Annotated in this window: 25 protein-coding genes; 14 read left to right on the top strand and 11 right to left on the bottom strand. The window is 69.6% G+C overall.

Going from position 1 to position 22781, the window contains the following annotated elements; all coding sequences use genetic code 11:
• Positions 1-39: 39 nt before the first annotated feature.
• Both NZH93_RS06565 and NZH93_RS06560 read left to right on the top strand, forming a co-directional pair.
• Positions 40-1743, top strand: a complete 1704-nt coding sequence (locus NZH93_RS06565) for a DEDD exonuclease domain-containing protein (protein ID WP_259622000.1) — start codon at positions 40-42, stop codon at positions 1741-1743.
• Positions 1744-2133: 390 nt separating this feature from the next.
• The gene (locus tag NZH93_RS06560) at positions 2134-2418 is read left to right on the top strand and encodes an Lrp/AsnC family transcriptional regulator (RefSeq protein ID WP_259621999.1); all 285 of its coding nucleotides are present in this window, start codon (positions 2134-2136) and stop codon (positions 2416-2418) included.
• 58 nt (positions 2419-2476) lie between these two features.
• On the opposite strand, the gene qcrB is transcribed toward NZH93_RS06560, so the two are convergent.
• From qcrB to ctaE, 4 genes are read right to left on the bottom strand one after another with little or no spacing between them, the layout of a single operon-like run.
• Positions 2477-4141, bottom strand: a complete 1665-nt coding sequence (qcrB, locus tag NZH93_RS06555; protein ID WP_276022795.1) for a cytochrome bc1 complex cytochrome b subunit — start codon at positions 4139-4141, stop codon at positions 2477-2479.
• Entirely contained in the window at positions 4138-5262 is a 1125-nt protein-coding gene (gene qcrA, locus NZH93_RS06550; protein ID WP_259621998.1) for a cytochrome bc1 complex Rieske iron-sulfur subunit, read from the bottom strand. Before qcrA ends, qcrB begins: the two co-directional genes overlap by 4 nt.
• Positions 5259-6065: a cytochrome bc1 complex diheme cytochrome c subunit gene (gene qcrC, locus NZH93_RS06545; RefSeq protein ID WP_259621997.1), complete on the bottom strand. Its 807-nt coding sequence runs from the start codon at positions 6063-6065 to the stop codon at positions 5259-5261. Before qcrC ends, qcrA begins: the two co-directional genes overlap by 4 nt.
• A 50-nt stretch (positions 6066-6115) precedes the next feature.
• On the bottom strand, positions 6116-6724 hold the full coding sequence (gene ctaE / locus NZH93_RS06540; protein ID WP_259622174.1) for an aa3-type cytochrome oxidase subunit III: 609 nt from the start codon (positions 6722-6724) through the stop codon (positions 6116-6118).
• Positions 6725-6817: 93 nt separating this feature from the next.
• Between ctaE and NZH93_RS06535 the strand changes: the two genes are divergently transcribed.
• The 4 genes from NZH93_RS06535 (at position 6818) to NZH93_RS06520 (ending at position 9665) form a co-directional block, all read left to right on the top strand.
• Positions 6818-7222 (top strand): hypothetical protein, encoded by a 405-nt coding sequence (locus NZH93_RS06535; protein WP_372506577.1) that lies wholly within the window; start codon positions 6818-6820, stop codon positions 7220-7222.
• A gap of 51 nt (positions 7223-7273) precedes the next feature.
• On the top strand, positions 7274-7687 hold the full coding sequence (locus tag NZH93_RS06530; protein ID WP_259621996.1) for a hypothetical protein: 414 nt from the start codon (positions 7274-7276) through the stop codon (positions 7685-7687).
• A 10-nt stretch (positions 7688-7697) separates the two neighbouring features.
• Positions 7698-8747, top strand: a complete 1050-nt coding sequence (gene trpD / locus NZH93_RS06525; protein WP_259621995.1) for an anthranilate phosphoribosyltransferase — start codon at positions 7698-7700, stop codon at positions 8745-8747.
• 252 nt (positions 8748-8999) lie between these two features.
• Complete coding sequence (locus NZH93_RS06520) at positions 9000-9665, top strand: lysophospholipid acyltransferase family protein (protein WP_259622172.1); 666 nt, start codon at positions 9000-9002, stop codon at positions 9663-9665.
• A 331-nt stretch (positions 9666-9996) separates the two neighbouring features.
• Here the strand turns inward: NZH93_RS06520 and NZH93_RS06515 are convergent, their stop codons facing one another.
• Together NZH93_RS06515 and ctaC are read right to left on the bottom strand one after the other, a co-directional pair.
• Positions 9997-10395: a cytochrome c oxidase subunit 4 gene (locus NZH93_RS06515; RefSeq protein WP_259621994.1), complete on the bottom strand. Its 399-nt coding sequence runs from the start codon at positions 10393-10395 to the stop codon at positions 9997-9999.
• 33 nt (positions 10396-10428) lie between these two features.
• Positions 10429-11364, bottom strand: coding sequence for an aa3-type cytochrome oxidase subunit II (ctaC, locus tag NZH93_RS06510; RefSeq protein WP_259621993.1), 936 nt, complete (start codon positions 11362-11364; stop codon positions 10429-10431).
• A 232-nt stretch (positions 11365-11596) separates the two neighbouring features.
• Here ctaC and asnB point away from each other — a divergent pair, with 232 nt between their 5' ends.
• Together asnB and NZH93_RS06500 are read left to right on the top strand one after the other, a co-directional pair.
• Positions 11597-13525, top strand: coding sequence for an asparagine synthase (glutamine-hydrolyzing) (gene asnB / locus NZH93_RS06505; RefSeq protein ID WP_259621992.1), 1929 nt, complete (start codon positions 11597-11599; stop codon positions 13523-13525).
• A gap of 149 nt (positions 13526-13674) precedes the next feature.
• Positions 13675-13824 carry a hypothetical protein gene (locus NZH93_RS06500; RefSeq protein WP_259621991.1) on the top strand — a complete coding sequence of 50 codons (150 nt, stop codon included), beginning with the start codon at positions 13675-13677 and terminating at the stop codon, positions 13822-13824.
• Between the two features lie 75 nt (positions 13825-13899).
• On the opposite strand, the gene NZH93_RS06495 is transcribed toward NZH93_RS06500, so the two are convergent.
• A complete protein-coding gene (locus NZH93_RS06495) occupies positions 13900-14289 on the bottom strand; it encodes a HesB/IscA family protein (RefSeq protein ID WP_259621990.1) in 390 nt (129 codons plus the stop codon).
• 104 nt (positions 14290-14393) lie between these two features.
• Positions 14394-15398, bottom strand: coding sequence for a glycerate kinase family protein (locus tag NZH93_RS06490; RefSeq protein WP_259621989.1), 1005 nt, complete (start codon positions 15396-15398; stop codon positions 14394-14396).
• Between the two features lie 40 nt (positions 15399-15438).
• Here NZH93_RS06490 and NZH93_RS06485 point away from each other — a divergent pair, with 40 nt between their 5' ends.
• Genes NZH93_RS06485 through NZH93_RS06475 form a run of 3 tightly spaced genes read left to right on the top strand, consistent with a single transcriptional unit; the run spans position 15439 to position 17541 of the window.
• Positions 15439-16083, top strand: coding sequence for a DUF3043 domain-containing protein (locus NZH93_RS06485; protein WP_259621988.1), 645 nt, complete (start codon positions 15439-15441; stop codon positions 16081-16083).
• A 41-nt stretch (positions 16084-16124) separates the two neighbouring features.
• A complete protein-coding gene (locus NZH93_RS06480) occupies positions 16125-17111 on the top strand; it encodes an aldo/keto reductase family protein (protein WP_259621987.1) in 987 nt (328 codons plus the stop codon).
• 49 nt (positions 17112-17160) lie between these two features.
• Positions 17161-17541, top strand: a complete 381-nt coding sequence (locus NZH93_RS06475) for a GNAT family N-acetyltransferase (RefSeq protein WP_259621986.1) — start codon at positions 17161-17163, stop codon at positions 17539-17541.
• Here the strand turns inward: NZH93_RS06475 and NZH93_RS06470 are convergent.
• A complete protein-coding gene (locus tag NZH93_RS06470) occupies positions 17538-17738 on the bottom strand; it encodes a hypothetical protein (RefSeq protein ID WP_259621985.1) in 201 nt (66 codons plus the stop codon). The two genes, NZH93_RS06475 and NZH93_RS06470, sit on opposite strands and share 4 nt — an antisense overlap.
• Before the next feature lie 71 nt (positions 17739-17809).
• Here NZH93_RS06470 and cobU point away from each other — a divergent pair, with 71 nt between their 5' ends.
• The 3 genes from cobU (at position 17810) to cobS (ending at position 20214) form a co-directional block, all read left to right on the top strand.
• Complete coding sequence (gene cobU, locus NZH93_RS06465) at positions 17810-18361, top strand: bifunctional adenosylcobinamide kinase/adenosylcobinamide-phosphate guanylyltransferase (RefSeq protein ID WP_259621984.1); 552 nt, start codon at positions 17810-17812, stop codon at positions 18359-18361.
• On the top strand, positions 18358-19425 hold the full coding sequence (gene cobT / locus NZH93_RS06460) for a nicotinate-nucleotide--dimethylbenzimidazole phosphoribosyltransferase (protein WP_372506576.1): 1068 nt from the start codon (positions 18358-18360) through the stop codon (positions 19423-19425). The genes cobU and cobT overlap by 4 nt, the downstream gene beginning before the upstream one ends.
• Before the next feature lie 69 nt (positions 19426-19494).
• Positions 19495-20214 carry an adenosylcobinamide-GDP ribazoletransferase gene (gene cobS / locus NZH93_RS06455; protein ID WP_259621983.1) on the top strand — a complete coding sequence of 240 codons (720 nt, stop codon included), beginning with the start codon at positions 19495-19497 and terminating at the stop codon, positions 20212-20214.
• Positions 20215-20244: 30 nt separating this feature from the next.
• On the opposite strand, the gene NZH93_RS06450 is transcribed toward cobS, so the two are convergent.
• Together NZH93_RS06450 and NZH93_RS06445 are read right to left on the bottom strand one after the other, a co-directional pair.
• Positions 20245-21345, bottom strand: a complete 1101-nt coding sequence (locus tag NZH93_RS06450; RefSeq protein ID WP_259621982.1) for a branched-chain amino acid aminotransferase — start codon at positions 21343-21345, stop codon at positions 20245-20247.
• A 16-nt stretch (positions 21346-21361) separates the two neighbouring features.
• The gene (locus NZH93_RS06445; protein ID WP_259621981.1) at positions 21362-22639 is read right to left on the bottom strand and encodes an amino acid permease; all 1278 of its coding nucleotides are present in this window, start codon (positions 22637-22639) and stop codon (positions 21362-21364) included.
• Between the last annotated feature and the right edge of the window lie 142 nt (positions 22640-22781).

Raw genomic sequence — 22781 nt, 5'->3', positions numbered from 1 at the left:
GATCAAAAATGTCGTACCCCTCGATTAGTTTCCCGACTCGTGAACGCGCAACTCTCGTTCGACGAACTGGGCACCCCGCTTCGCGACACGACGTTCGTGGTCTTCGACCTGGAGACCACCGGGGGCAGCGCGAACGACGACGCGGTCACCGAGATCGGCGCCGTGAAGATCCGCGGCGGCGAGGTGCTGGGCGAGTTCGCGACCCTGGTGGACCCGGAGCGGGGCATCCCACCGCAGGTCGTGGCCCTGACGGGCATCACGCAGTTCATGGTGACCGGCGCACCTCGCATGGATGTGGTCCTCCCCGCGTTCCTCGAGTTCGCCGCGGGCGCCGTGCTGGTGGCGCACAACTCCGGCTTCGACGTGGGCTTCATGAAGGCCGCGTGCGAACGCCACGGCTACCACTGGCCGAAACCGAGCGTGGTCTGCACGGTCCGCCTGGCCCGGCGCGTCCTCAGCCGCGACGAGGCACCGAGCTGCCGCCTGGGAGCACTGGCCCAACTCTTCGGCACCGCCACCACCCCGACCCACCGCGCCCTGGACGACGCCCGCGCAACGGTCGAGGTCCTGCACCGCCTGCTGGAACGGGTAGGCCCACTGGGCGTCCAAACCCTGGAGGAGCTGCTCGCCTACCTACCAGAGGTAACCCCCCAACAACGACGCAAACGGGAAATGGCCGCCCACCTCCCCCACGAACCGGGCGTCTACCTGTTCCGCGGCCCGAACGAAGAGGTCCTGTACGTAGGCACGGCATCAGACCTGCGCAAACGCGTACGGCAGTACTTCACCGCCAGCGAGGGCCGCGCCAGGCTCCGCGAAATGGTCGCACTGGCCATCCGAGTCGACTCCATCTCGTGCGCCCACTCCCTGGAAGCGGAAGTACGAGAACTACGCCTGCTCGCCGCGCACAAGCCCGCGTACAACCGCCGCTCGAAGAACCCCCAGAACGCCTGGTGGCTCACCTTGACGGAGGAGGCATACCCACGCCTGTCCATGGTGCGAGAAGCCCGCACAGGCGCCCTGGGCCCCTTCAGATCCCGCCGAGCAGCCGAGACAGCAGCAGACGCGGTCCTGGAAGCCCTACCCATCCGCGCCTGCACCCAACGAATCCCGCTGAAGGTCCAACGCGGCACCCCCTGCGCCCTGCACGAACTAGGCCGCTGCGCCGCCCCCTGCGCAGGCAAGCAAACAGCAGTCGAGTACTCCCCAGCCGTAACCGCCCTACAGGAACTGATAGCCGGCCGCGACGTAGCCCCACTGCACGGCTTGGTCGCCCAACTGGACTCCTACGCCACAGCACACCGCTTCGAGGAAGCCGCGGGCCGCAGAGACCGAATGGCCGCCCTGATCCGCGTGCTGGACCGGGGACAACGATTGGCCGCACTGGCCGAATTGGCCGAACTGGTAGCCGCAAGACCCGACGGCGAAGGCGGCTGGGAATTCGCCGTAGTCCGCCACGGCCGCCTGGCCTCAGCCGGGGTAGCGAAAAGAGGCACCCGCTACCTACCGATCGTGGACGCATTAGTGGCTTCGGCAGAAACAGTCCTGCCAGGAGAAGGCCCCCTCAGGGGAGCCACACCCGAGGAAGCGAGCCTGGTACTGCGCTGGCTGAACCGCCCAGGAACCCGCTTGGTCCGCTGCTCAGCCCCCTGGACCTCACCAGCAGCAGCCGCAGGCGCCTGGCGAGAGTGGGTGGAGCTGGCCGACGCCGGAAGAGACCAGTACCGGGAGTACGACCACTAGACCAGACCACCGACAGAGCCGCCCCCACGGAACTGCCCAGCCAGTCTCGATCCAACCAACCAGTCTCCCCTTGATCCCTTTATTTCCCCCACCACGACGAAACGCGCCACGCCCCCCTCAACCGTGGCCGATTTTACTTGGGGTTTTTGGCGCTAAACTCAGTCGGGCGGCAAGCTCTCCACCTGCCGTTTTGGCCCGACTAGCGCCAAAAAGAGGGGCCCCAAGTCAAATCGGCCACCCCACCCCCAAACCGGCGCCCCCAGGCGACCACCAAGCCACCCCCGGCACCCCCGGACCCACCCCCGGCACCCCATCACGACCCCAGCCACCACACCCAACCCACCAGGGCCCTCTAGCATTGCCCGCACACCATCTGACTAGGAGGACCCAGTGATCAACGCGATCGTGCTGATCCAGGCCGCTGCCGAATCCATCCCCGACGCAGCCCAGACGATCGCCGAGATCGAAGGCGTCACGGAGGTCTACTCCTGCGCGGGTGACGTGGACCTGATCGCCATCGTCAAGGTGGCCCGCCACGAGGACCTGGCCGAACTGGTCCCGGGCCACATCAGCAAGGTCCCCGGCGTGCTGAACACCGACACCCACATCTCCTTCCGCTCCTACTCCAAGCGGGACACCGAAGCCGCCTTCTCCATCGGCCTCGAAGAAGGCTGAGACCAAAACGACGAAGGGCCCCGCACCCAAGAGGTGCGGGGCCCTTCAACGATCAAACTCAAGCGTCAGGCTGCTGCGGCTTGCCCGCCAACTCACCAGGCATGTTCTCCGCCGAGATCTCCTCCGACACCCCGTGCGCCTTCCGAGCGTTGACCAACGCGATGGTCTCCTCAGGCGAGTCGGGGGTCAGGAAGCTACCCGGAACCGGATGCCCGGCGGACCCCAGCTTGTTCATCTTCTTCGGCACCGAAGCACCCTGGTAGGCCAGCGGCAACGGGTGCCCGTGGTCGTCGACCGGACCCAGCGGCTGGTGGACCTCGATGAACTCACCGTGCGGCAGCCGCTTGATGATGCCGGTCTCCACGCCGTGCTCCAGCACCTCGCGGTCAGCGCGCTGGAGACCCAGGCACAACCGGTAGGTGATGTAGTACGCCAGCGGCGGCACCAGCAGCATGCCCACCCGGCCGACCCACGTGAGCGCGTTCAACGAGATGTCGAACTTCATGGCGATGATGTCGTTGCCGCCCGAGAGCAGCAGGACCATGAAGAACGAGATCGCCATCGCGCCCAGCGCGGTGCGCACCGGGACGTCGCGCGGACGCTGGAGCAGGTTGTGGTGCGCGTAGTCCTTGGTCAGCTTCTTCTCGATCCACGGGTAGACCGCGGCGATGCCGGTCAGCAGCGGGAGACCGAGGAGGAACGGCAGGAACGGCGCCGGGACGGTGTAGTTGCCCAGGTACAGCTCCCACGCGGGCCACAGGCGGATCAGGCCGTCGGTCCAGCCCATGTACCAGTCGGGCTGGACGCCCGCGGACACCTGCGCCGGGTTGTACGGGCCGAAGTTCCACACCGGGTTGATCTGGAACAGGCCGCCCATGATGGCGGTGATCGCGACGACGACGGCGAAGAAGCCACCGCCCTTGGCCGCGAACACCGGCATGATGCGCACGCCGACGACGTTGGTCTCCTTGCGGCCGACGCCGGGGAACTGCGTGTGCTTCTGGTACCAGACCAGCGCCAGGTGGACCGCCACGAGACCCAGGATGATCGCGGGGATCAGCAGGATGTGCAGCGTGTAGAACCTGGGGATGATCTCCGTGCCGGGGAACTCCCCGCCGAAGGCCAGCCAGTTGATCCAGGTGCCGACCACGGGGAACGAGATCAGCAGCGCCGCCATCACGCGGAGGCCGGTGCCGGACAGCAGGTCGTCGGGGAGCGAGTAGCCGAGGAAGCCCTCGATCGCGCCGAGCATGAAGAGCAGGATGCCGATGACCCAGTTGATCTCACGCGGGCGGCGGAACGCGCCGGTGAAGAAGATCCGGAACATGTGCACGACGATCGCGCCCATGAACAGCAGCGCGGCCCAGTGGTGCACCTGGCGGACGAACAGACCGCCGCGGACCTCGAACGAGATCTGGAGGGTCGACTCGAACGCGCGGGACATCTCGATGCCCTGGAGGTTCGTGAACGCGCCGTTGTAGACGACCTCCTCCATGGAGGGGTCGAAGAACAGCGCGAGGTACGTGCCGGACAGCAGCAGGATGATGAAGCTGTAGAGCGCGATCTCACCGAGCAGGAACGACCAGTGCGTCGGGAAGACCTTGTTGAGCTGCTTCCGCATGCCGCCCGCGAAGTGGTAGCGCTCGTCAGCGGCCTTGGCGGCCCCGCCGACCGCGCGAGCAGCCGCGTTGGGCTGCTTCGTCGGAGTGGTGATGGCACTCATGACTTACGCTCCCAGAACGCCGGACCCACGGCTTCGATGAAGTCACCGCGAGCGATCAAGTACCCGTCCTCGTCCACCGTGATGGGCAACTGCGGCAGGGCACGGGTGGCCGGACCGAACCGCGGCTTCGCGTAGTGGAAGACGTCGAACTGCGACTGGTGGCACGGGCAGAGCAGCAGACCGGTCTGCTGCTCGTACAACGAGGTCGGGCAGCCCAGGTGGGTGCAGATCTTCGAGTACGCGTAGAAGTCACCGTAGTTGAAGTCTTCCTGACCTGCACGCTTGACGACCGGCTGGCCGGGACGCAGGCGGATCAGCATGACCGGACCGTCGGCGCTCTTGATGGCGTGGACGAGCTTGTCCTCGTCGTCCCGGTCGGACTCGCGGAACGGGAAGACGGTCTCGAAGCCACCGGCCTCCAGGTCCTCCGGGCGGACCAGCTCGACCTCGTGGAACCGGCCGGTGTGGCGGCGGAGGTAGACCTTCTCGCCGTTCTCCGGCTTCCACGCGGTGTGCCAGAGCGACTTGCTGCTCTCGCTGTCCTGCCACGGGTTCTTGATCAGCCCGCCGAGCGGGACGGCCAGCACGCCGAGGCCGAAGATGCCCGCGCCGAGACCGGCGGTCTTCTTGATCAGCGACCGGCGGCCGAGGGTGCTGCGCTCACCGGCGTCGGCCAGTTCGGCCAGCACCGTGGCCTGGTCGACCTGCGACGACGGGCCGTCGTGGCGCTGCTGGACCGCGAGCTCGTCCGGGATGAACTTCTTCGTGTACAGCAGCGCGCCGACACCGAGGCCCAGGATCGCGATGCCCAGGGTGATGCCGATGATCGGGTTGTACAGGCTGTACAGCAGGTGCTTGTCGGTGCCGGGGGCCTCGTAGCGCCACGGCCAGAACAGGAACGCGGCGAGGAAGGCGACACCGCCCAGCGCGGCGATCAGGAACCAGAGCGCGACGAGGCGCTCCGCCCGCTTCTCCGCGCGCGTGCCCTTGACCGGCCACTTGTCCTCGTAGTGGACGAGTTCGACGCCGTCCATCTTCAGGCCGAGCTTGACCAGCTCGTCCCTGCTCATCTTCCCGAGCTCGTCCTCAGTGGGCAGCTCGGTCGGCGTGTCGCCGCTCATGCCTTGGCTCCGATCCAGAGGGTCACGCCGATCAGGGCGGCGATCCCCACGATGAACGCGATCAGACCCTCGGATACCGGGCCGAGCCCGCCGAGGGCGGCACCACCGGGGTTGTTGTTCCCGTCGGTGACCGACTTGATGTACGCGATGATGTCCTTCTTCTCCTCCGGCGTGAGCTGCCGGTCGGAGAACTTCGGCATGTTCTGCGGGCCCGTGAGCATCGCGGTGTAGAGCTGCTCCTCGGTCACACCGTCGAGCTCAGGCGCGAACTTGCCGGACGACAGGGCACCGCCGCGGCCGGTGAAGTTGTGGCAGGCCGCGCAGTTGAGGCGGAACAGCTCGCCACCACGGGCGGGCTCGTCGCCGCGCAGCGCCTGACCGGATTCCTCCGGGTTCTCCGGGCCGCCGCCCCTGGACTGGATGAACGCGCCGAGCGCGTCGATCTCCTCCGGCGTGAACTTGACCGGCTTGCGCTGGGCCTGCGCCTCCTGGCGCGCCATCGGCATGCGGCCGGTGGAGACCTGGAAGTACACGGCGGCCTCGCCGACGCCGATGAGGCTCGGGCCGCGGTCCTTCACGCCGTCCAGCGCCGTGCCGTGGCAGCTCAGGCAGGTGTTGTTGTAGAGCTGTTCACCCTGACGCACCAGGGCCGGGTCGTCCTGCGCCTGGGCGGTCTGCGGGTTCGGCGCGAGCGCCGTGAACAGAAAGCCCGCGCTGAGCAATGCGAACCCGAGCGCGAGGAGGCCCGAGATCCGCCTGCGCAGCTTGGTGCGCGTCCGGGCCCTCTTGGTGTTGGTGGTCATGTGTGCGGCAACCCTTGCTGTCAGTTCGGGGCTTCGTGCTTCGTGGTGGGTCAGGGCACGATGTAGATGACGGCGAACAGGCCGATCCAGACGACGTCGACGAAGTGCCAGTAGTACGACACGACGATCGCGGACGTCGCCTGCGCCGGGGTGAACTTGCTCAGCTTGGTGCGGATGAGCAGGAACACGAAGGCGATCAGGCCGCCGATCACGTGCAGGCCGTGGAAGCCGGTCGTGAGGAAGAAGACGGTGCCGTACGCGGACGACGGGATCGTCGTGCCGTGGTGCACCAGCTCGTAGTACTCCCCGGCCTGTCCAGCGACGAAGATCGCGCCCATGATCAGCGTCACCGTGTACCAGCGGCGCAGACCGAAGACGTCGCCGCGCTCGGCGGCGAACACTCCCCACTGACAGGTGAAGGAGGAGGCCACCAGGATGACGGTGAAGAACAGGGCGTAAGGCCTGTTCAGCTCGGTCGGTTCCGGGGGCCAGGCACCTTCGTTCTGGGCTTTCACCGTGAAGAACATGGCGAAGAGCCCAGCGAAGAACATGAGCTCACTGGACAGCCAGACGATCGTGCCGACGCTGACCATGTTCGGGCGGTTCAGCGAGTGCACGCGCTGGCCGGTGGAAGGCGCTGCCGTTGTCACGTGACGCATTATTGCTTGCAGGTTTTCCGTCCGCCCATCGGGTCCAACCGGGGTGAACGGCGGCTCACCGGCTGTCCGGATCACGGAGGGTGAACGAATCGCATGGGGATGCTCGGCTGGTTGCGTGAACGGCTCGGCGGGGATCGGGAACCCGAACTCCTGACCGGATCACCCGGACTGGTCGTGGTCGTCGAGGCCTTCGACCCGGCCGAGGCGGACTCGGCGGCGCTCGCCCGCTCGCCGCGCTGGCGGCCCGATCGGCCCGCGGTGCTGCGCCACCACCTCGTCCTACCTCCTGACCAGGTAGAACGTGCCGCTTCGATGCTCGCGCAGGACGGTTACGAGCTGCGTCCGAGCGACCGGGGACCGGGTTGTTGGGAGGCCGTTCGGGTGCAGGTGCTGGACGCGCTGCACTGCGCGCAGGAGCGTTCGCGGATGGCGGGCCTCACCCAGCGGCTCGGCGGTGACGCACCGGGGTGGGATGCGCTGCAACCGGAGCCCGGCTAGGCCGATAGCATCGCCACACCTGGTCACCCGACCCGCCGGAGGATCGTCCACATGAGCACGCCGACCACGAAGATCCTGGTGTTCAGCCACCGCCCCGAGGTGCGTGAGACGATCATCACGGCCGTGGGTCGTCGGCCCGCCCCGGACCTGGGCAAGGTGGACTACATCGAGGTGGGCACGATCGCCGAGGTGCTGTACGAGGTGGACAACGGCAACGCCGACCTCCTCATCCTCGACGGCGAAGCGCAGCCGACCGGCGGCATGGGCCTGTCCCGCCAGCTCAAGAACGAGATCACCGACTGCCCCCCGATCGTGGTGTCGGTGCGCCGCCGGGACGACCGGTGGCTCGCCACCTGGTCGCAGGCGGACGCGGTGGTCGTCCACCCGCTGGACCCGCTGGCCGCCGCCGAGACCGTGGCCGAGGTGCTGCGGACCGCGGTGTCGCTGCCCGTCGTGCGCGGCTGAGCGGCAGGCCATGTCCAGAACCTGGCCGCTGCTGCTGAACCAGCTCGTCGACAAGGTCGACCTCTCGGCCGAGGACACCGGCTGGGCGATGAACCAGGTCATGACCGGGTCCGCGACGAGCGCCCAGATCGCCGCGTTCGTCGTGGCGCTGCGCTCCAAGGGCGAGACGCCCGAGGAGGTCGACGGGTTCGCCACCATGATGCTGGAGCACGCGCGCCGCTTCACCGTGGACGCGCGGGCCGTGGACATCGTCGGCACCGGGGGTGACAACTCCGGGTCGGTGAACATCTCGACCATGGCCGCGATCGTGACGGCCGCCGCCGGGGTGCCGATCGTCAAGCACGGGAACCGGGCGGCGTCGTCGAAGTGCGGCACGGCCGACGTGCTCGAAGCGCTGGGCGTCGCCATCGACCTGCCGCCCGCGGGGGTCCAGGCGACCGTCGCGGAACTCGGGGTCGGGTTCTGCTTCGCGCCGATCTTCCACCCGGCGCTCCGGTTCGCCGGGCCCACCCGCGGTGAGATCGGGATCCCCACCGTGTTCAACCTGCTCGGGCCGCTGACGAACCCGGCGCAGCCCGCCGTGGGCCTCGTCGGGTGCGCGCGGGTGAACGCCGCGCCGCTGATCGCCGGGGTGTTCGCGCGGCGGGGCAAGACGGCGCTGGTGGTGCGCGGGGACGACGGGTTGGACGAGATCACCACGACCACGACCACCGCGGTGTGGGTCGCCGACGGCGGCACCGTGCGGACCGATGTGATCGACCCCTCCCGGCTCGGGGTGCGTCCGGCGCTGCCGGAGGACCTGCGCGGCGGTGACGCGGCGGTGAACGCCGAGGTGGTCCGCGAACTGCTCGCCGGGAAGCCCGGCGCGGTGCGGGACGCCGTGCTGATCAACGCCGCCGGGGCCATCGCGGCTCACGGCGGGTTGTCAGGGGACCTGCACGCGGACCTGGCGGGCGCGCTCGGCAGGGCCGGTGAGGCGATCGACTCCGGGGCGGCGGCGGAACTGCTGCGGCGCTGGGCCGTCCTGTCCACCGAGCTGAAGGCCCAGCCGACGGACTGATGCCGAACTGAGGGCCCAGCCACCGGACCGATGCCGAACTGACGGCCCAGCCACCGGACCGATGCCGAACTGACGGCCCAGTCGACGGACCGATTGCGCCGTTCGGGCAGATTCGGGGACTGTTGGCTGAGGTTTCAGTCACTGGTTCACGCCACCGCAACGATGCGGGTTCATGCTGGTACTACGAACGCGGTCGGATCCGGTGGCCGCGTCACCCCGTTGCGAGCCTTGAGCGAGCGAGGAGCGATGACACTGCTGTCCACGGTCATGACGCGAGTGGTTTCCCCCATCGCGCGGATGGTGTACCGACCGACGGTCGAAGGCTTGGAGAACATCCCCGGCACAGGGCCTGTGATCCTCGCCGCCAACCACCTGTCGTTCGTCGACAGCATGATCATTCCGATCGTGGTGCCGCGGCGGGTGTACTTCCTCGCCAAGGCCGAGTACTTCGAGGGGACCGGGATCCGCGGGGCGCTGTCGCGGTGGTTCTTCACGGGGATGGGGAACATCCCGGTGCGGCGCGGGCAGGGGCGGTCGGCTCGGGACTCGCTGGACACCGTGATCAAGGTGTTGGGGGACGGGGAGGCCTTCGGGATCTATCCCGAGGGGACCCGGTCATTGGACGGGATGTTGCACCGGGGGCGTACCGGGGTGGCTCGGATCGCTTTGGAGTCCGGGGCTCCTGTGGTGCCTATCGGGTTGGTGGGGACCGACAAGGTGATGGCCGTTGGGGGGCGGTTGCCGAAGATCGTGCCGGTCACGGTGCGGTTCGGGAAGCCGTTGGACTTTTCCCGGTATGCGGGGATGCAGGATTCGTTGCCTGTGTTAAGGTCGGTTACGGATCAGATTGTTTATAACATCCTGGAGTTGTCCGGGCAGGATTATGTGGATAACTATCAGGCTAGTGCTGCGGCTTGATCCTCGCTTGAGCTGCTGGTCGGGTTGGTTGGGTGAGTGCGGTTCCAGCGTGGGGTTGAGTGCCGGTTCCAGCGTGGTGTGGCCGATTTGACTTGGGGCCCCTCTTTTTGGCGCTAGTCGGGCCAAAACGGCAGGTGGAGAGCTTGCCGCCCGACTGAGTTTAGCGCCAAAAACCCCAAGTAAAATCGGCCACGGTTTTAGGGATACCGTGGCTGCCTGTGGGTGGTCAATCGGCTTTTCAGGCGGGTAGAGCAAAGCAGAGCAAGTACAGCAGAGCAAAGAGAAAAGGGCCGCCCCGGTGGGGCGGCCCTTTTTTCGCTGTGTGCTGTTGCTACTCGTGGTTGGGGCCGGTGTGGTATTCGAAGACCAGGCCGCCGATGGTGATCAGCAGTAGTGCTACTGCGATTACCAGTAGCCAGATGTGCCAGAAGGCCATTGCCAGGCCTGCGATTGCTGCTGAGGCGGCCAGGGCGATGGGCCAGTAGCTTCCTGGGCTGAAGAAGCCCAGGTCGCCTGCGCCGTCGCTGATTTCTGCGTTGGGGTTGTCTTCTGGGCGCTGTTCGATTCGGCGTGAGACGAAGCGGAAGTAGGTGCCGACGATCAGTGCCAGGCCGCCGGTCAGTGCCAGGGCCACGATGCCCACCGGTTCCTTCGACCAGACGCCGTAGACGACGGCCATCAGGAATGAGAAGACGGTGATCAAGTCAAAAATCCGGGCTTCGACCTTCATTGTTCTTCCTCGCTCTCGTGCTCGCTGCCCGGACTACTTCGAGCCGCCGCCGGACGCCTCGCGGGCGGTCCGATCGGTGTTGAAGGGCTCGGTCGTGGTCGCGTGCGGCGTGCACCAGTCGGCGCAGTTCAGCTCGGTGAGAGCCTCGGCGGCCGTGTAGGTCTTGCCGGTCTTCTCGTTGACCTGCTGGCGCAGCTTGATGTACTTGTCGAAGTCGGCCGACTCGAGGGCGCGGACCTCGAAGTTCATCACCGAGTGGTAGGTGCCGCACAGTTCGGCGCAGCGGCCTACGAAGGAGCCCGGACGGTCGATCTGGTCGATCTGGAAGACGTCGTCCTGGTTGTTCTTCTTCGGCTCGGGGAAGACGTCCCGCTTGAAGTGGAACTCCGGCACGAAGAAGGAGTGGATGACGTCGGTCGACCTCAGCGTGAAGCGGATCGACTTGCCGGCGGGCAGCACGAGCAGCGGGACCTCGCCGGAGCTGCCGATGGTGCTCACGGCCTGGTTCGCGTCCTCGGTCTTGAAACCGGGGTACTGGAACTCCCAGTTCCACTGGAACGCGATCACGTCGACCGTGACGTCAGCGGGCTTCGACTTGTCCGTGACGTAGTTCTGGGTGATCGCGGTGAAGTAGAAGAGAACCGCCACGATGATCGTCGGAACGACGATGAGCACGAGTTCCAGCGGCAGGTTGTACGCCGTCTGGCGAGGCAGTTCCTCGCTCTTCTTGCGGTGGAACGCGATCGACCACGCGATCAGTCCCCAGACGATCACACCCACGACGAGCGCGGCGACCACGGACCAGGTCCACAGCTCGCGCATCCTCTCGGCCTGCGGCGTGACGGCCACGGGCCATCCGAAGCGCAGGACCTCGTCCGTGGAGCAACCGGTGGCCCCGATGCCTACCAGGCCTACCAGCCCGGCGACCTTGGCCGTCCGTGCTGCCCTGGTGCCCTCCTTCAGGCCCACTGCTCGCGCCTCCTCAAAGACGGTGCGCGGCCCGCGGTGGTGGTCTGCGGGCCGGTGAAAAACACGCTGTCCGACCGAGAGGAATTCCTGGCCGGGATCATGCGGGAGCGTAGCTCAGCACGGTGGGGCGCACCGCTCGGGGGCAGTGCGCCGTAGTGCAGTTTCGGTCACACCGAGCCACCCCGGCATACTGGTGCCTTCCTTACACGCGACACGAAAGGTGCCAATCGCTGTGTGCGGCTTCGTGGGACTGGTTAGCCCTGGCAAGAACGAGGCAGAGCACGCGCGCTCCGCGGTGGCGGCGGCGCTGCGCTGCCAGCGGCACCGCGGGCCTGACGAGAGCGGGACGTGGCAGGGCGACGAGGTGGTCTGGGGCTTCAACCGCCTGTCGATCATCGACGTCGAGCACTCCCACCAGCCCATGCCGTGGGGACCGCCGGAGGAGCCGGGTCGGTACACGATCCTGTTCAACGGCGAGATCTACAACTACCTGGAGCTGCGGGCGGAGCTGACGAGCAAGTACGGCGCGCGCTTCTCGACGGACGGCGACACCGAGACCATCGTCGCGGCCTACCACTACCTCGGCCCGGCCGCCGTGGCGCGGCTGCGCGGCATGTTCGCGTTCCTGATCTGGGACTCGCAGCGCAAGGTCGTCTTCGGCGCGCGGGACCCGTTCGGCATCAAGCCGCTGTACTACGCGGTCGGCCCGAACGGCGTCGCGCTGTCCAGCGAGAAGAAGAGCGTGCTCGCCCTCGCGGACACCATCGGCATCCGGCCCGCGCTGGACCGCAAGGCGCTCCAGCACTACCTGATCCTCCAGTACGTGCCCGAGCCCGAGTCGCTGCACGGCGACATCCGGCGCATCGAGTCCGGCACCTCGTTCACCATCCGCCCCGGCGGCAAGCCGGTCATGGAGCGGTACTTCCCGGCGACCTTCCGGCCGCGCGCGGTCCGCGGCGAGTCGGACGAGAACCGCCTGTACGACGAGATCGCCGAGGCGCTGCGCGACTCCGTGGCCAAGCACATGCGCGCGGACGTGACGGTCGGCTCGTTCCTGTCCGGCGGCATCGACTCCACGGTCATCGCCGCGCTGGCCAAGGAGCACAACCCGGACCTGATCACCTTCACCACGGGCTTCGAGCGCTCGGGCTTCTCCGAGGTCGACGTGGCCGCCGAGTCGGCCGCCGCGATCGGCGTGAAGCACGTCGTCCGGACCGTGACCGCGCAGGAGATGATGGACTCCCTGCCGCTGATCACCTGGTACCTGGACGACCCGGTGGCGGACCCGGCGCTCGTGCCGCTGTGGTTCATCGCCCGCGAAGCCCGCCAGCACGTGAAGGTCGTGCTGTCCGGTGAGGGCGCGGACGAGCTGTTCGGCGGCTACACGATCTACCGCGAGCCGCTGTCGCTGGCGCCGTTCGAGAAGGTGCCCGGCGCGCTGCGCAAGGCGATGGGCAAGGTCTCCACGAAGATCCCGCAGGGCGTGCGCGGCAAGGACCTGCTGCGCCGCGGGGCGCTCACGCTGGAGGAGCGCTACTACGGCAACGCGCGCATCTTCATGGACGACCAGGTCCGCGCGGTGCTCAAGACGTACGACCCGAGCGTGACGCACATGGACGCCACCGCCCAGGCCTACCGCGAGTCGGCGAACTGGGACCCGGTGACCCGCATGCAGCACGTGGACCTGTTCACCTGGCTGCGCGGCGACATCCTGGTCAAGGCCGACAAGGTGACCATGGCGAACTCGCTGGAGCTGCGCGTCCCGTTCCTGGACCCCGAGGTCTTCAAGATCGCCTCGCAGATCCCGTCCGAGCTGAAGATCACCAAGGACACGACGAAGTACGCGCTCCGCAAGGCGATCCGCGACATCATCCCGTCGCACGTCATCAACCGCCGCAAGCTCGGCTTCCCGGTGCCGATCCGGCACTGGTTGAAGGAGGAGATGCACGACTGGTCGTTGCAGATCGTGGCCGAGTCGCAGACGGACCAGTACATCGACAAGGCCGCGGTGCGGCGGATCATCGAGGAGCACCGCAGCAACGTGCAGGACCACAGCCGCCGCATCTGGGCGCTGCTGGTCTTCATGCTGTGGCACGGGATCTTCGTCGAGGGGCGCATCTCCCCCGTCGTGCCCGAGCCGCACTACCCCGTCAAGCTGTAGCCGCTGGACCGCGAAAGCCCCCGCCTCGGCGGGGGCTTTCGCGCGCGGTGGGGTGGCTCACCCGGCCGGAGACTACCGTTTGGTAGGGCTATCGCAGGTCAGACCGTGCGTCCTACGGTCGGGGGGTGACTACGCCAGAGGCTGCCACCATGACCGAGTTGATCGAGGACTGCGCCGGTATCCCGCGCTCGATCACGCACGCGGAGCACCCGCTGCCCGCACCCCGCGCCGCCGCCTCGTGGGAGGTCGACGAGAGCACGGCGCGGCGGTTCGACGCGCTCAACGACTACGGCGTCTGAGTTCCGCCACCCCACCCGGCGGAACGCCGAAAGGGCGGCCGCCCCGGTGGGGTGGCCGCCCTTTCGCGGTGAGGACTAGTGGAACGAGTCGCCGCAGGCGCACGAGCCGCCCGCGTTCGGGTTCTCGATCGTGAAGCCCTGCTTCTCGATGGTGTCCACGAAGTCGATGACGGCACCCTCGACGTACGGCGCGCTCATCCGGTCGACGGCGACCTTCATGCCGCCGAAGTCGCGGACGGCGTCACCGTCGAGACTGCGCTCGTCGAAGAAGAGCTGGTAGCGGAGGCCCGCGCAGCCGCCGGGCTGGACGGCGATGCGCAGGTGCATGTCATCGCGGCCCTCCTGGTCGAGCAGCGCCTTCGCCTTCGCGGCCGCCTGGTCGGTGAGCGTCACGCCGTGCGTGGGCGCTTCAGGAGCCGGTGCGGCTGCTTCGGTGGAGGCTGCTGCGTCCTGAGCGGTGGTCATAGCTCTCCCTCAGAGGTCGAAACGGGCGGTCAGCCCTGTCAACACGGGCGGTACCCGCTTTGTTCCACCACCCATGGTGGCACAGGAGGCCGACAAGTCGGACGTCACCGTGACCACTGTCCCGCGACCTGGGCCGCGAGGGCGCCGAGCGTCCCGGCGGGATCGGCCATGGCGGCGGCCACGGAACCCGCGTGCTCGGCGACCGCGTAGGAGTCGGTGATGCCCGCCGCGCCCGCCTCCCGGCGACCGACGCTGACCTGGCCCGCGAGCACCAGGCAGGGGATGCCGCGGGCCGACGCGCCGGAGGCGACCGCGGTGACCAGCTTGCCCCGCAGCGACTGCCAGTCGAAGCTGCCCTCGCCGGTGATGGCCAGGTCGGCGGCGGCGAGGGCGGCGTCCAGGCCGGTCAACTCCCGCACCAGGCCCGCGCCGGACGTGACGGTGGCGCCCAGTGCCAGCAGGGCCGCGCCGAGGCCGCCCGCCGCGCCCGCTCCCGGCAGGTCGCGGACGTCGCGCAGGCGGTCCATGCCCGCCAGCCTGGCCTCCAGGCGTGCGACGGCCTCCGGGGAGGCGCCCTTCTGCGGGCCGAACGTGGCCGCGGCGCCGTGCGGGCCGAGCAGCGGGTTCTCCACGTCGGACGCGGCGACCAGCCGGGCGGTGACGTCGGTCACGACGGACAGCAGGCCCTCGCCGCCGTCGGTGGTGCCGGAGCCCCCGAGGCCGACCACGATCGTGTGCGCCCCGGAAGCGGCGAGGACCAGTTCGCCGACACCGCGGGTGGTGGCGCGCTCGCACCACTCGGCCCGCTGGTCGGCGGGCACGAGGTGCAGGCCGCACGCCTCGGCGGACTCGATGTAGGCCGTGCCGTCGTGCTCCAGCCACCGCGCGGGCACGGGCGTGCCGAGCGGGCCGGTGACCTCGACCACGTGCAGTTCACCGCCCAGCGCGGCGTGCAGGACGTCGACGAAACCAGGCCCGCCGTCGGCCAGCGGCCGCAGCAGGAGTTCGTCGTCGGGAGCGGTCGCCCGCCAGCCGTCGGCGATGGCCGAGGCCGCCTCGCCCGCCGTCAGGGTCCCGCCGAAGCAGTCAGGAGCCACCAGTACGCGCACCTCGCGAAGGGTACGGAACGGACTGTCATACCCTTGTCGGGTGAGGTTCCTGCGCCGCAGCTCCGACGAGACCACCGCCACCGTTGACGAGACCGTCCCGGAGGTGGTGACCGACGAGGGCGACAAGAGCCGCACGCCGGGCAAGGGTCGTCCCACCCCGAAGCGGCGCGAAGCGCAGGGCAGGCGGACCGGCCCGGTCCCGCCGCCTCCCCGCACGCAGCGCGAGGCGCTCAAGCGCGCCCGCGGCAACAAGAGCAAGCTCACCAAGGAAGAACGCCGCGCCGCCGCGGCCGACCGCCGGGCGAAGATGATGTCCGGCGACGAGAAGTACCTGCTGCCCCGCGACCGCGGCCCGGTCAAGGCCTACATCCGCGACCTGGTCGACGCGCGCCGCAACCTCATGGGCCTGTTCATGCCGCTGGCGATCGTGGTGTTCGCCGCGCTGCTGACGCCGCTGGTCATCGTGCAGCAGTACGCGACGCTGGTGACGACGTTCATGCTGCTGGCGATGGTGCTGGAGGGCATCATCCTCGGCCGCATCGTCGCCAAGAAGGTGCGAGCGAAGTTCCCGAACGAGACGATTCGCGGTTTGTCGATCGGCTGGTACTCGTTCATCAGGGCAAGTCAGCTCCGCCGCTTGCGCGTACCGAAGCCACGAGTCTCGCCTAGTGACACGATCAAGTAGGTTCTTAGCAAGACGAACGACACCGGTCTAGGCTCGGGCTCATGGAGTTTCGACGTCTTGGCCGCAGCGGCCTGAACATCAGCGAGATCTCGTACGGCAACTGGCTCACGCACGGCTCGCAGGTCGAGGAGGACCAGGCGACGGCCTGCGTCCGGGCCGCTCTGGACGCGGGCATCACGACGTTCGACACGGCCGACGTGTACGCCAACACGAAGGCCGAGGAGGTGCTCGGCCGCGCCCTGAAGGGTGAGCGCCGCGCCTCGTACGAGCTGTTCACGAAGGTGTACTGGCCCACGGGTCCCAAAGGTCCGAACGACAAGGGCCTGGGGCGCAAGCACGTCCTGGAGTCGATCGACGGGTCGCTGAAGCGGCTCCAGACCGACTACGTGGACCTCTACCAGGCGCACCGGTACGACCGGACGGTGCCGCTGGAGGAGACCATGCTGGCGTTCGCGGACATCGTCCGCTCCGGCAAGGCCCTCTACATCGGCGTGTCGGAGTGGAACGCCGAGCAGATCAGCCGAGGCGCCGCGCTGGCCCGTGAGCTGAACGTGCCGTTCATCTCGAACCAGCCGCAGTACTCGATGCTGTGGCGGGTCATCGAATCGCAGGTCGTGCCGACCTCCGAACGCGAGGGCCTGAGCCAGATCGTCTTCTCCCCCATCGCGCAGGGCATCCTGACCGGCAAGTACGCGCCGGGTCAGCCGGCACCCGACGGCTCGCGGGCGACCGACGAGAACGGCTCGAAGATGATCTCGCGCTGGATGCGCGACGACGTGCTCGCCAAGGTCCAGGAGCTCAAGCCCCTCGCCGACGAGGCGGGCCTCAGCCTGGCCCAGCTCGCGGTCGCCTGGGTCCTCCAGAACCCCAACGTGGCCTCGGCGATCATCGGCGCGTCCCGCCCAGACCAGGTGAACGAGAACGTGAAGGCGGCGGGCGTGAAGCTCGAGGCCGAACTGCTGGCGAAGATCGACGCCGTGCTCGACGGGGTGGCCGAGACCGACCCCAGGCTCACCGTCACCGTGTAGTGCGGAAAAGGCCCTGCGGGGTTCACCCGCGGGGCCCTACCGTGCCGGGATGATCGATTTTCGCGCGTCGGTTGAGGGGCTGCGGCCCGACCAGCTCGACGGCTTCTTCGTGGGCTGGCCCTCGCCGCCCTCACCCGAACAGCACCTGGCGCTGCTGCGCGGCTCGGCGCACGCGGTGGTCGCAATGGACGGCGACCAGGTGGTCGGGTTCGTCACGGTGCTGACCGACGGGGTGCTGATGGCGAGCATCCCGCTGCTGGAGGTGCTGCCCGGCCACCAGGGCCGGGGCGTCGGACGAGCACTGGTCGAGGTCGCGGTGTCCCTGGTGGAGGAGCTGTACCAGGTGCAGCTCTGCTGCGACGACGACGTGCGGCCGTTCTACGAGAAGCTCGGCTTCCAGCGGGTGGACGGGATGGTGCGGCGGCTCTAGTCCGCTTGGGCCAGCGACATCGGGCCGTAGACCTCGGACTCGCTGCGCAGCAGCGTCACCTGGGTGATGCCCGCGTCGGCCAGCTCCTGCCACTGCGCGCTGAACCAGTCCTCGGCGTCGTTCTGGTCGGCGAAGGTCTCGGCCGGGCCGTCGACCTCGCGGCCCTGCTCGTCCTGGTAGCGCCACCGGTAGTCCACGACGGCCTCCTGGGGATGTCCTCCGGGTAACGTTCCAGGTCAGGCTAAGCGATCGGTGGACGGAGTTCGGTGTGACGCGTCGGACACTCGTGCTCGGCGGCACCCGGTCCGGGAAGTCCGCGCACGCCGAGGGCCTGCTGACGGACCCCGTGGTGACGTACGTGGCGACCGCCCGCCGCTACCCCGGCGACGACGACTGGGACCGGCGGATCGCGCGGCACGTCGAGCGCAGGCCGAGCACGTGGACGACGGTCGAGGCGCCTGACCTGCCGGAACTGCTGGCGGCGGCGCCCGCCGACGGTCCGCCGCTCCTCGTGGACGACCTCGCCACCTGGCTCACGGGTGTGCTGGACGACGCGGGCGCGTGGGAGGGCGGCGGGGCCGACGAGGTGGAGCGCGCGTGCGCGGACCTGGTCGACGCGGCGGGGCGGTGCCGGGCGAGGCTGGTCGTCGTGTCGGCTGAGGTCGGCCTCGGCGTCGTGCCGTCCACCCGCTCTGGCAGGCTCTTCCGTGACCACCTCGGCTCGCTGAACGCACGGCTGGCCGAGGTGTGCGACGAGGTGCTGCTGCTCGTCGCGGGAATCCCACTGACATTGCGCGAAGCCGGAGGTACTGGGCCGTGAGCACCAGCGAGGACACCGACGCGGGCTTCACGTTCCCGCCCGTGGCTGCGCCCGACGGGGAGGCCCTGCTCCAAGCGCTGGCCCGGTTGGACACGCTGACGAAGCCGGTCGGCTCGCTCGGCACCCTGGAGGGCGTCGCCGCGTGGGTGGCGTCGTGCCAGGGCGTCTGCCCGCCGCGGCCGTTCACCCGGCCCCGCGTCGTGGTGTTCGCGGGCGACCACGGGATCGCCAAGCACGGCGTGTCGGCCTACCCCAGCGAGGTCACGGCCCAGATGGTGGCCAACTTCCTCACCGGCGGGGCCGCGGTGAACGTGCTGGCCACGGTCGCGGGCGCGACGGTGCGGGTGGCCGACATCGCGGTCGACGGCGACACGCCGGACGTGGTGAGCGCCTTCAAGGTGCGCCGGAGCTCCGGGTCGATCGACCGCGAGGACGCGCTGACCCGCGAGGAGGCCGTGCAGGCGATCACCGCGGGCATGCGGATCGCCGACGAGGAGGTCGACGGCGGCGCCGACCTGCTGATCGCGGGTGACATGGGCATCGGCAACACGACTCCGGCGGCGGTGCTGATCGCGTCGCTCACCGGGTCGGAGCCGGTGAGCGTGGTCGGGCGCGGCACGGGCATCGACGACGCCGCGTGGATGCGCAAGACGGCCGCGATCCGCGACGCGCTGCGCCGGGCCCGAAAGGTGATCAGCGACCCGGTGGCGCTGCTGGCCACCGCCGGCGGCGCGGACATCGCCGCGATGGTCGGCTTCCTCGCGCAGGCGGCGTTCCGCGGCGTGCCGGTCATCCTGGACGGCGTCGTGGTCGGCGCGGCGGCGGTCGTGGCCGAGGAGCTGGCTCCGGGCGCCCGCGAGTGGTGGAAGGCCGGGCACCGCTCGGCCGAGCCGTCGCACGCGCTCGCGCTGGGCCACCTAAACCTCCAGCCGCTGCTGGAGTTCGACATGCGCTTGGGCGAGGGCACCGGCGCGGTGGCCGCGCTGCCGCTGGTGATGATGGCGACGAGGGTCCTCGCGGAGATGGCCACGTTCGACAGCGCGGGCATCTCGGGCAAGGAGTAGCCGGGTGGCACGACGAGGGCGGGCGGTGGACGACGTCCGCCCCGCCCGGACGACGGGCGCGGGCTAGCGGTGGACGGTGTTCGGCTCGCACTGTCCTGGCTGACCGTGCTGCCGGTGCGCTCCGGTGACGTCGACGCGCGGGTCGCGCGGCAGGCGATCACGCTGGCGCCGCTGGTGGGCGTGCTCCTGGGTGCCGTCACGGCCGCGGTCCTGCACGGCCTCGCGTGGCTGGACGCGCCGCCGATGCTGGCGGGGCTGCTGGCCGTGGGGCTGCTCGGGCTCGGCACCAGGGGGATGCACCTGGACGGGTTGGCGGACACCGCCGACGGGCTCGGCTGCTACGGGCCGCCGGAGCGGGCGCTGGCCGTGATGAAGGACGGCGGCGCGGGTCCGTTCGCGGTCGTCACGCTCATCGTCGTGCTGGGCGCGCAGGCGTCCGCGTTCGGCGCGGTGCCGTGGGGCGCGGTGGTCGTGGCGCTGGCGGCGGGGCGGGCGGCGTTCGCCGCGTGCTGCCTGAAGGGGGTGCCCGCGGCGCGGCCGGAAGGTCTCGGCGCGCTCGTGGCGGGCAGCCAGTCGTGGCCCGTGGTGGCGTTCTGGTGGACCGCGCTCGCGGTCGCGAGCTTCTTCGTCGTGCCGCACGGCCCGGTCGCCGTCGCGGTGGCGCTCGGCGTGGTGCTGCTGCTGGTGAGGCACACGCGCAAGCGCTTCGGCGGCATCACCGGCGACGTGCTGGGCGCGGCCTGCGAGCTGGCGACGCTCGTGGTGCTGGTCGGCTGCGCGCTGGGGTGAGAGGCCGGGAAGCCCCTCACCCCGCCCGCTCTAGCCGAGCCTCGACATCCAGCCGTGCGCGTCCTCGACCGTGCCGTGCTGGAGGCCGGTCAGCCGCTCGCGCAGCTTCTTGGTCACCTCGCCGGTCACGCCGCCGGACACGCTGAACTCGCCGTCCGCGTGCTTCACGTGGCCGACGGGCGTGATCACCGCGGCGGTGCCGCAGGCGAACACCTCGGTCAGCTCACCGGACTCGGCCTTCTTCTCCCACTCCTCGGTGGAGAAACGCCGCTCCTCGACCGGGAGGCCGAGGTCGGCCGCCATCCGCAGCAGCGAGTCGCGGGTGATGCCGGGCAGCAACGTGCCGGTCAGCTCGGGCGTGACGACGCGGGCGTCCGCCCCGGAGCCGAGGACGAAGAACAGGTTCATCCCGCCCATCTCCTCGACCCACCGGCGCTCCACGGCGTCGAGCCACACGACCTGGTCGCAGCCCTTCTCGGCGGCCTGCGCCTGCGCCACCAGCGAGGCGGCGTAGTTGCCCGCGAACTTGGCCGCGCCCGTGCCGCCGGGGGCCGCGCGGACGTACTCGGTCGACAGCCACACGCTCACCGGCTTCACGCCACCGGGGAAGTACATGCCCGCCGGGGACGCGATCAGCACGTACAGGTACTCGGCCGACGGGCGGACGCCCAACCCGACCTCGCTGGAGATCATGAACGGCCGCAGGTACAGGGACTCCTCCGCCGCGGACGGCACCCAGCGCTCGTCGACGGCGACCAACTGCCGGATGGACTCCAGGAACAGCTCGTCCGGCAGCTCCGGCATGGCGATCCGCTGCGCCGACAGGCGGAAGCGGGCCGCGTTCGCCTCGGGGCGGAACGACGCGATGGACCCGTCGGGCCTGCGGTACGCCTTGAGGCCCTCGAAGATCGCCTGGCCGTAGTGCAGGACCATGGAGGCCGGGTCGAGTTCCAGCGAGTGGTAGGGCTCGACGGCCGGGGAGTGCCACCCCTGTGCCCGGTTCCAGCGGATCGTCACCATGTGGTCGGTGAAGTGCTGGCCGAAGCCCGGCTTCGCCAGTACCTCCGCTACGCGTTCCGGGGTGGCCGGCTGCGGGTTGGAGGTCACGGTGAAAGGCAGCGCTGTCGTCATGGGTAGACGATAATCCCTACTCTTGCTTCAGAAAATCGCCATCCCGAGAATCGGACGTCCGACCTTCCCGCGGCGGGACCTGTTTCACCCTCGAACGGGCGCCGATCCAGCCGCCCAGCCCCAGCAGCGCGGCCCCCACGAGCGTGGTGACGGCCGTCGTGAGCAGAGCCACGATCGGCGCGCTCATCGCCAGCAGCACCGACAGGCCGAGCCCGACGCAGGCGGTGCGCATCGGCCACGTGCGGTCCTCGTGCAGCAGCAGCCGCGCCGAGGCGTTCGTGAACGCGTAGTAGAACAGGGTGCCGCACGCGCCGATCGCGAGGGCCGTCGCGGGTGGGACGAACAGCACCACGACGGCGACGGCCGCGCCGCCCACCAGGTCCAGCGCGGGCGCCCGACCAGCGGTGGGGGCGAGCCGGACGGGCAGGTCGCCGTTCGACGCCAGTCCGCCGAGCGTGCGCCGGAGGCCGCCGAGGACGGGGACGAGCACCGCCAGCGCCGCGACGACCGCGCCGAACTGGACGAGCGGCACGAGCCAGCCGCCGTCCGCGGCGAGCAGCGCGTCGCGCAGCGGGGCGGGCGAGAGGGCGAGCCGGGCGGAGCCGAGCTGGTGCCGCGCGGCGGCGGCGACGGCGAGGGTCACGCCGAGCGTGAGGGCGATGAGCAGCGGGATCGCCACCCGGAGCGTCCGGACGGAGTGCACGGGGTCGCCCCGCAGCGGGGCGGTGATCCGCTCGAAGCCGGAGAAGGCGACGAACATGATCGCGGCCACGGCCATGAACGACGTGAAGCCCTCGTCGACGGGGGGCGCGGCGGGGGCGGGGGGCGGTGCCACGCCGAAGCAGGTGACCACGACCAGCGCGAGCACCGCGAACACCACCAGGCCCACGAGCAGGAGGACGGCGCCGCTCCAGCGCACGCCCGTCGCGGCGAGCACCCCGGCGCAGACGAGCACGAGCAGCGCGACGAGCGTCCGGTTCTCCGGGAAGGCGTACGCGGCGGCCATGCCTGCCAGTGCCGCGGCGACGCCCGCGCGGCCCAGCAGGTAGGCGCTCGCGCCGAGGCGGGCGGGCCACGGGCCGAGCTGGTGGCGGATGTAGCCGTAGCCGCCCTCCGCCGCGGGGAGTGCGCGCGACTGGTCGGCGGTCGAGAAGGCGCTGCACAGCGCGGCCAGCGCCGCGACCACGACGGCCGGGAGGAGCCACCGGCCCGCCACCGAGGCGGCGGGGGCGAGTCCGAGGAAGACGCCGGCACCAGTGGTCGAGGTGAGCCCGAGCACCAAGGCCGCGGGCACAGCCGAACGGCCATGAGGCGATTGCGTCACGACTACACACTGGCAGATTGCCCGCAGGAACCGTAACCGGCCGACGGCGGTCCCCCGATCGTGTTAATTGTTACTCCGCGCAATCGATGGTGCCGTCGACAGTGGAGGTCGG

The sequence above is a fragment of the Umezawaea endophytica genome (assembly GCF_025061645.1).
GTDB classification, from domain to species: Bacteria; Actinomycetota; Actinomycetes; order Mycobacteriales; family Pseudonocardiaceae; genus Umezawaea; species Umezawaea endophytica.
This window is presented reverse-complemented; position numbering and strand designations above follow the sequence as displayed.

What these genes read in the sequence shown, in the direction of transcription:
- NZH93_RS06475 (WP_259621986.1), top strand. Translation starts at nt 17,161, where the DNA reads ATGATCGATTTTCGCGCGTCGGTTGAGGGGCTGCGGCCCGACCAGCTC.
- NZH93_RS06500 (WP_259621991.1), top strand. Translation starts at nt 13,675, where the DNA reads ATGACCGAGTTGATCGAGGACTGCGCCGGTATCCCGCGCTCGATCACG.
- NZH93_RS06450 (WP_259621982.1), bottom strand. Translation starts at nt 21,345, where the DNA reads ATGACGACAGCGCTGCCTTTCACCGTGACCTCCAACCCGCAGCCGGCC.
- NZH93_RS06535 (WP_372506577.1), top strand. Translation starts at nt 6,818, where the DNA reads ATGGGGATGCTCGGCTGGTTGCGTGAACGGCTCGGCGGGGATCGGGAA.
- NZH93_RS06515 (WP_259621994.1), bottom strand. Translation starts at nt 10,395, where the DNA reads ATGAAGGTCGAAGCCCGGATTTTTGACTTGATCACCGTCTTCTCATTC.
- NZH93_RS06530 (WP_259621996.1), top strand. Translation starts at nt 7,274, where the DNA reads ATGAGCACGCCGACCACGAAGATCCTGGTGTTCAGCCACCGCCCCGAG.
- qcrA (WP_259621998.1), bottom strand. Translation starts at nt 5,262, where the DNA reads ATGAGCGGCGACACGCCGACCGAGCTGCCCACTGAGGACGAGCTCGGG.
- ctaE (WP_259622174.1), bottom strand. Translation starts at nt 6,724, where the DNA reads ATGCGTCACGTGACAACGGCAGCGCCTTCCACCGGCCAGCGCGTGCAC.
- qcrC (WP_259621997.1), bottom strand. Translation starts at nt 6,065, where the DNA reads ATGACCACCAACACCAAGAGGGCCCGGACGCGCACCAAGCTGCGCAGG.
- trpD (WP_259621995.1), top strand. Translation starts at nt 7,698, where the DNA reads ATGTCCAGAACCTGGCCGCTGCTGCTGAACCAGCTCGTCGACAAGGTC.
- NZH93_RS06480 (WP_259621987.1), top strand. Translation starts at nt 16,125, where the DNA reads ATGGAGTTTCGACGTCTTGGCCGCAGCGGCCTGAACATCAGCGAGATC.
- qcrB (WP_276022795.1), bottom strand. Translation starts at nt 4,141, where the DNA reads ATGAGTGCCATCACCACTCCGACGAAGCAGCCCAACGCGGCTGCTCGC.
- NZH93_RS06495 (WP_259621990.1), bottom strand. Translation starts at nt 14,289, where the DNA reads ATGACCACCGCTCAGGACGCAGCAGCCTCCACCGAAGCAGCCGCACCG.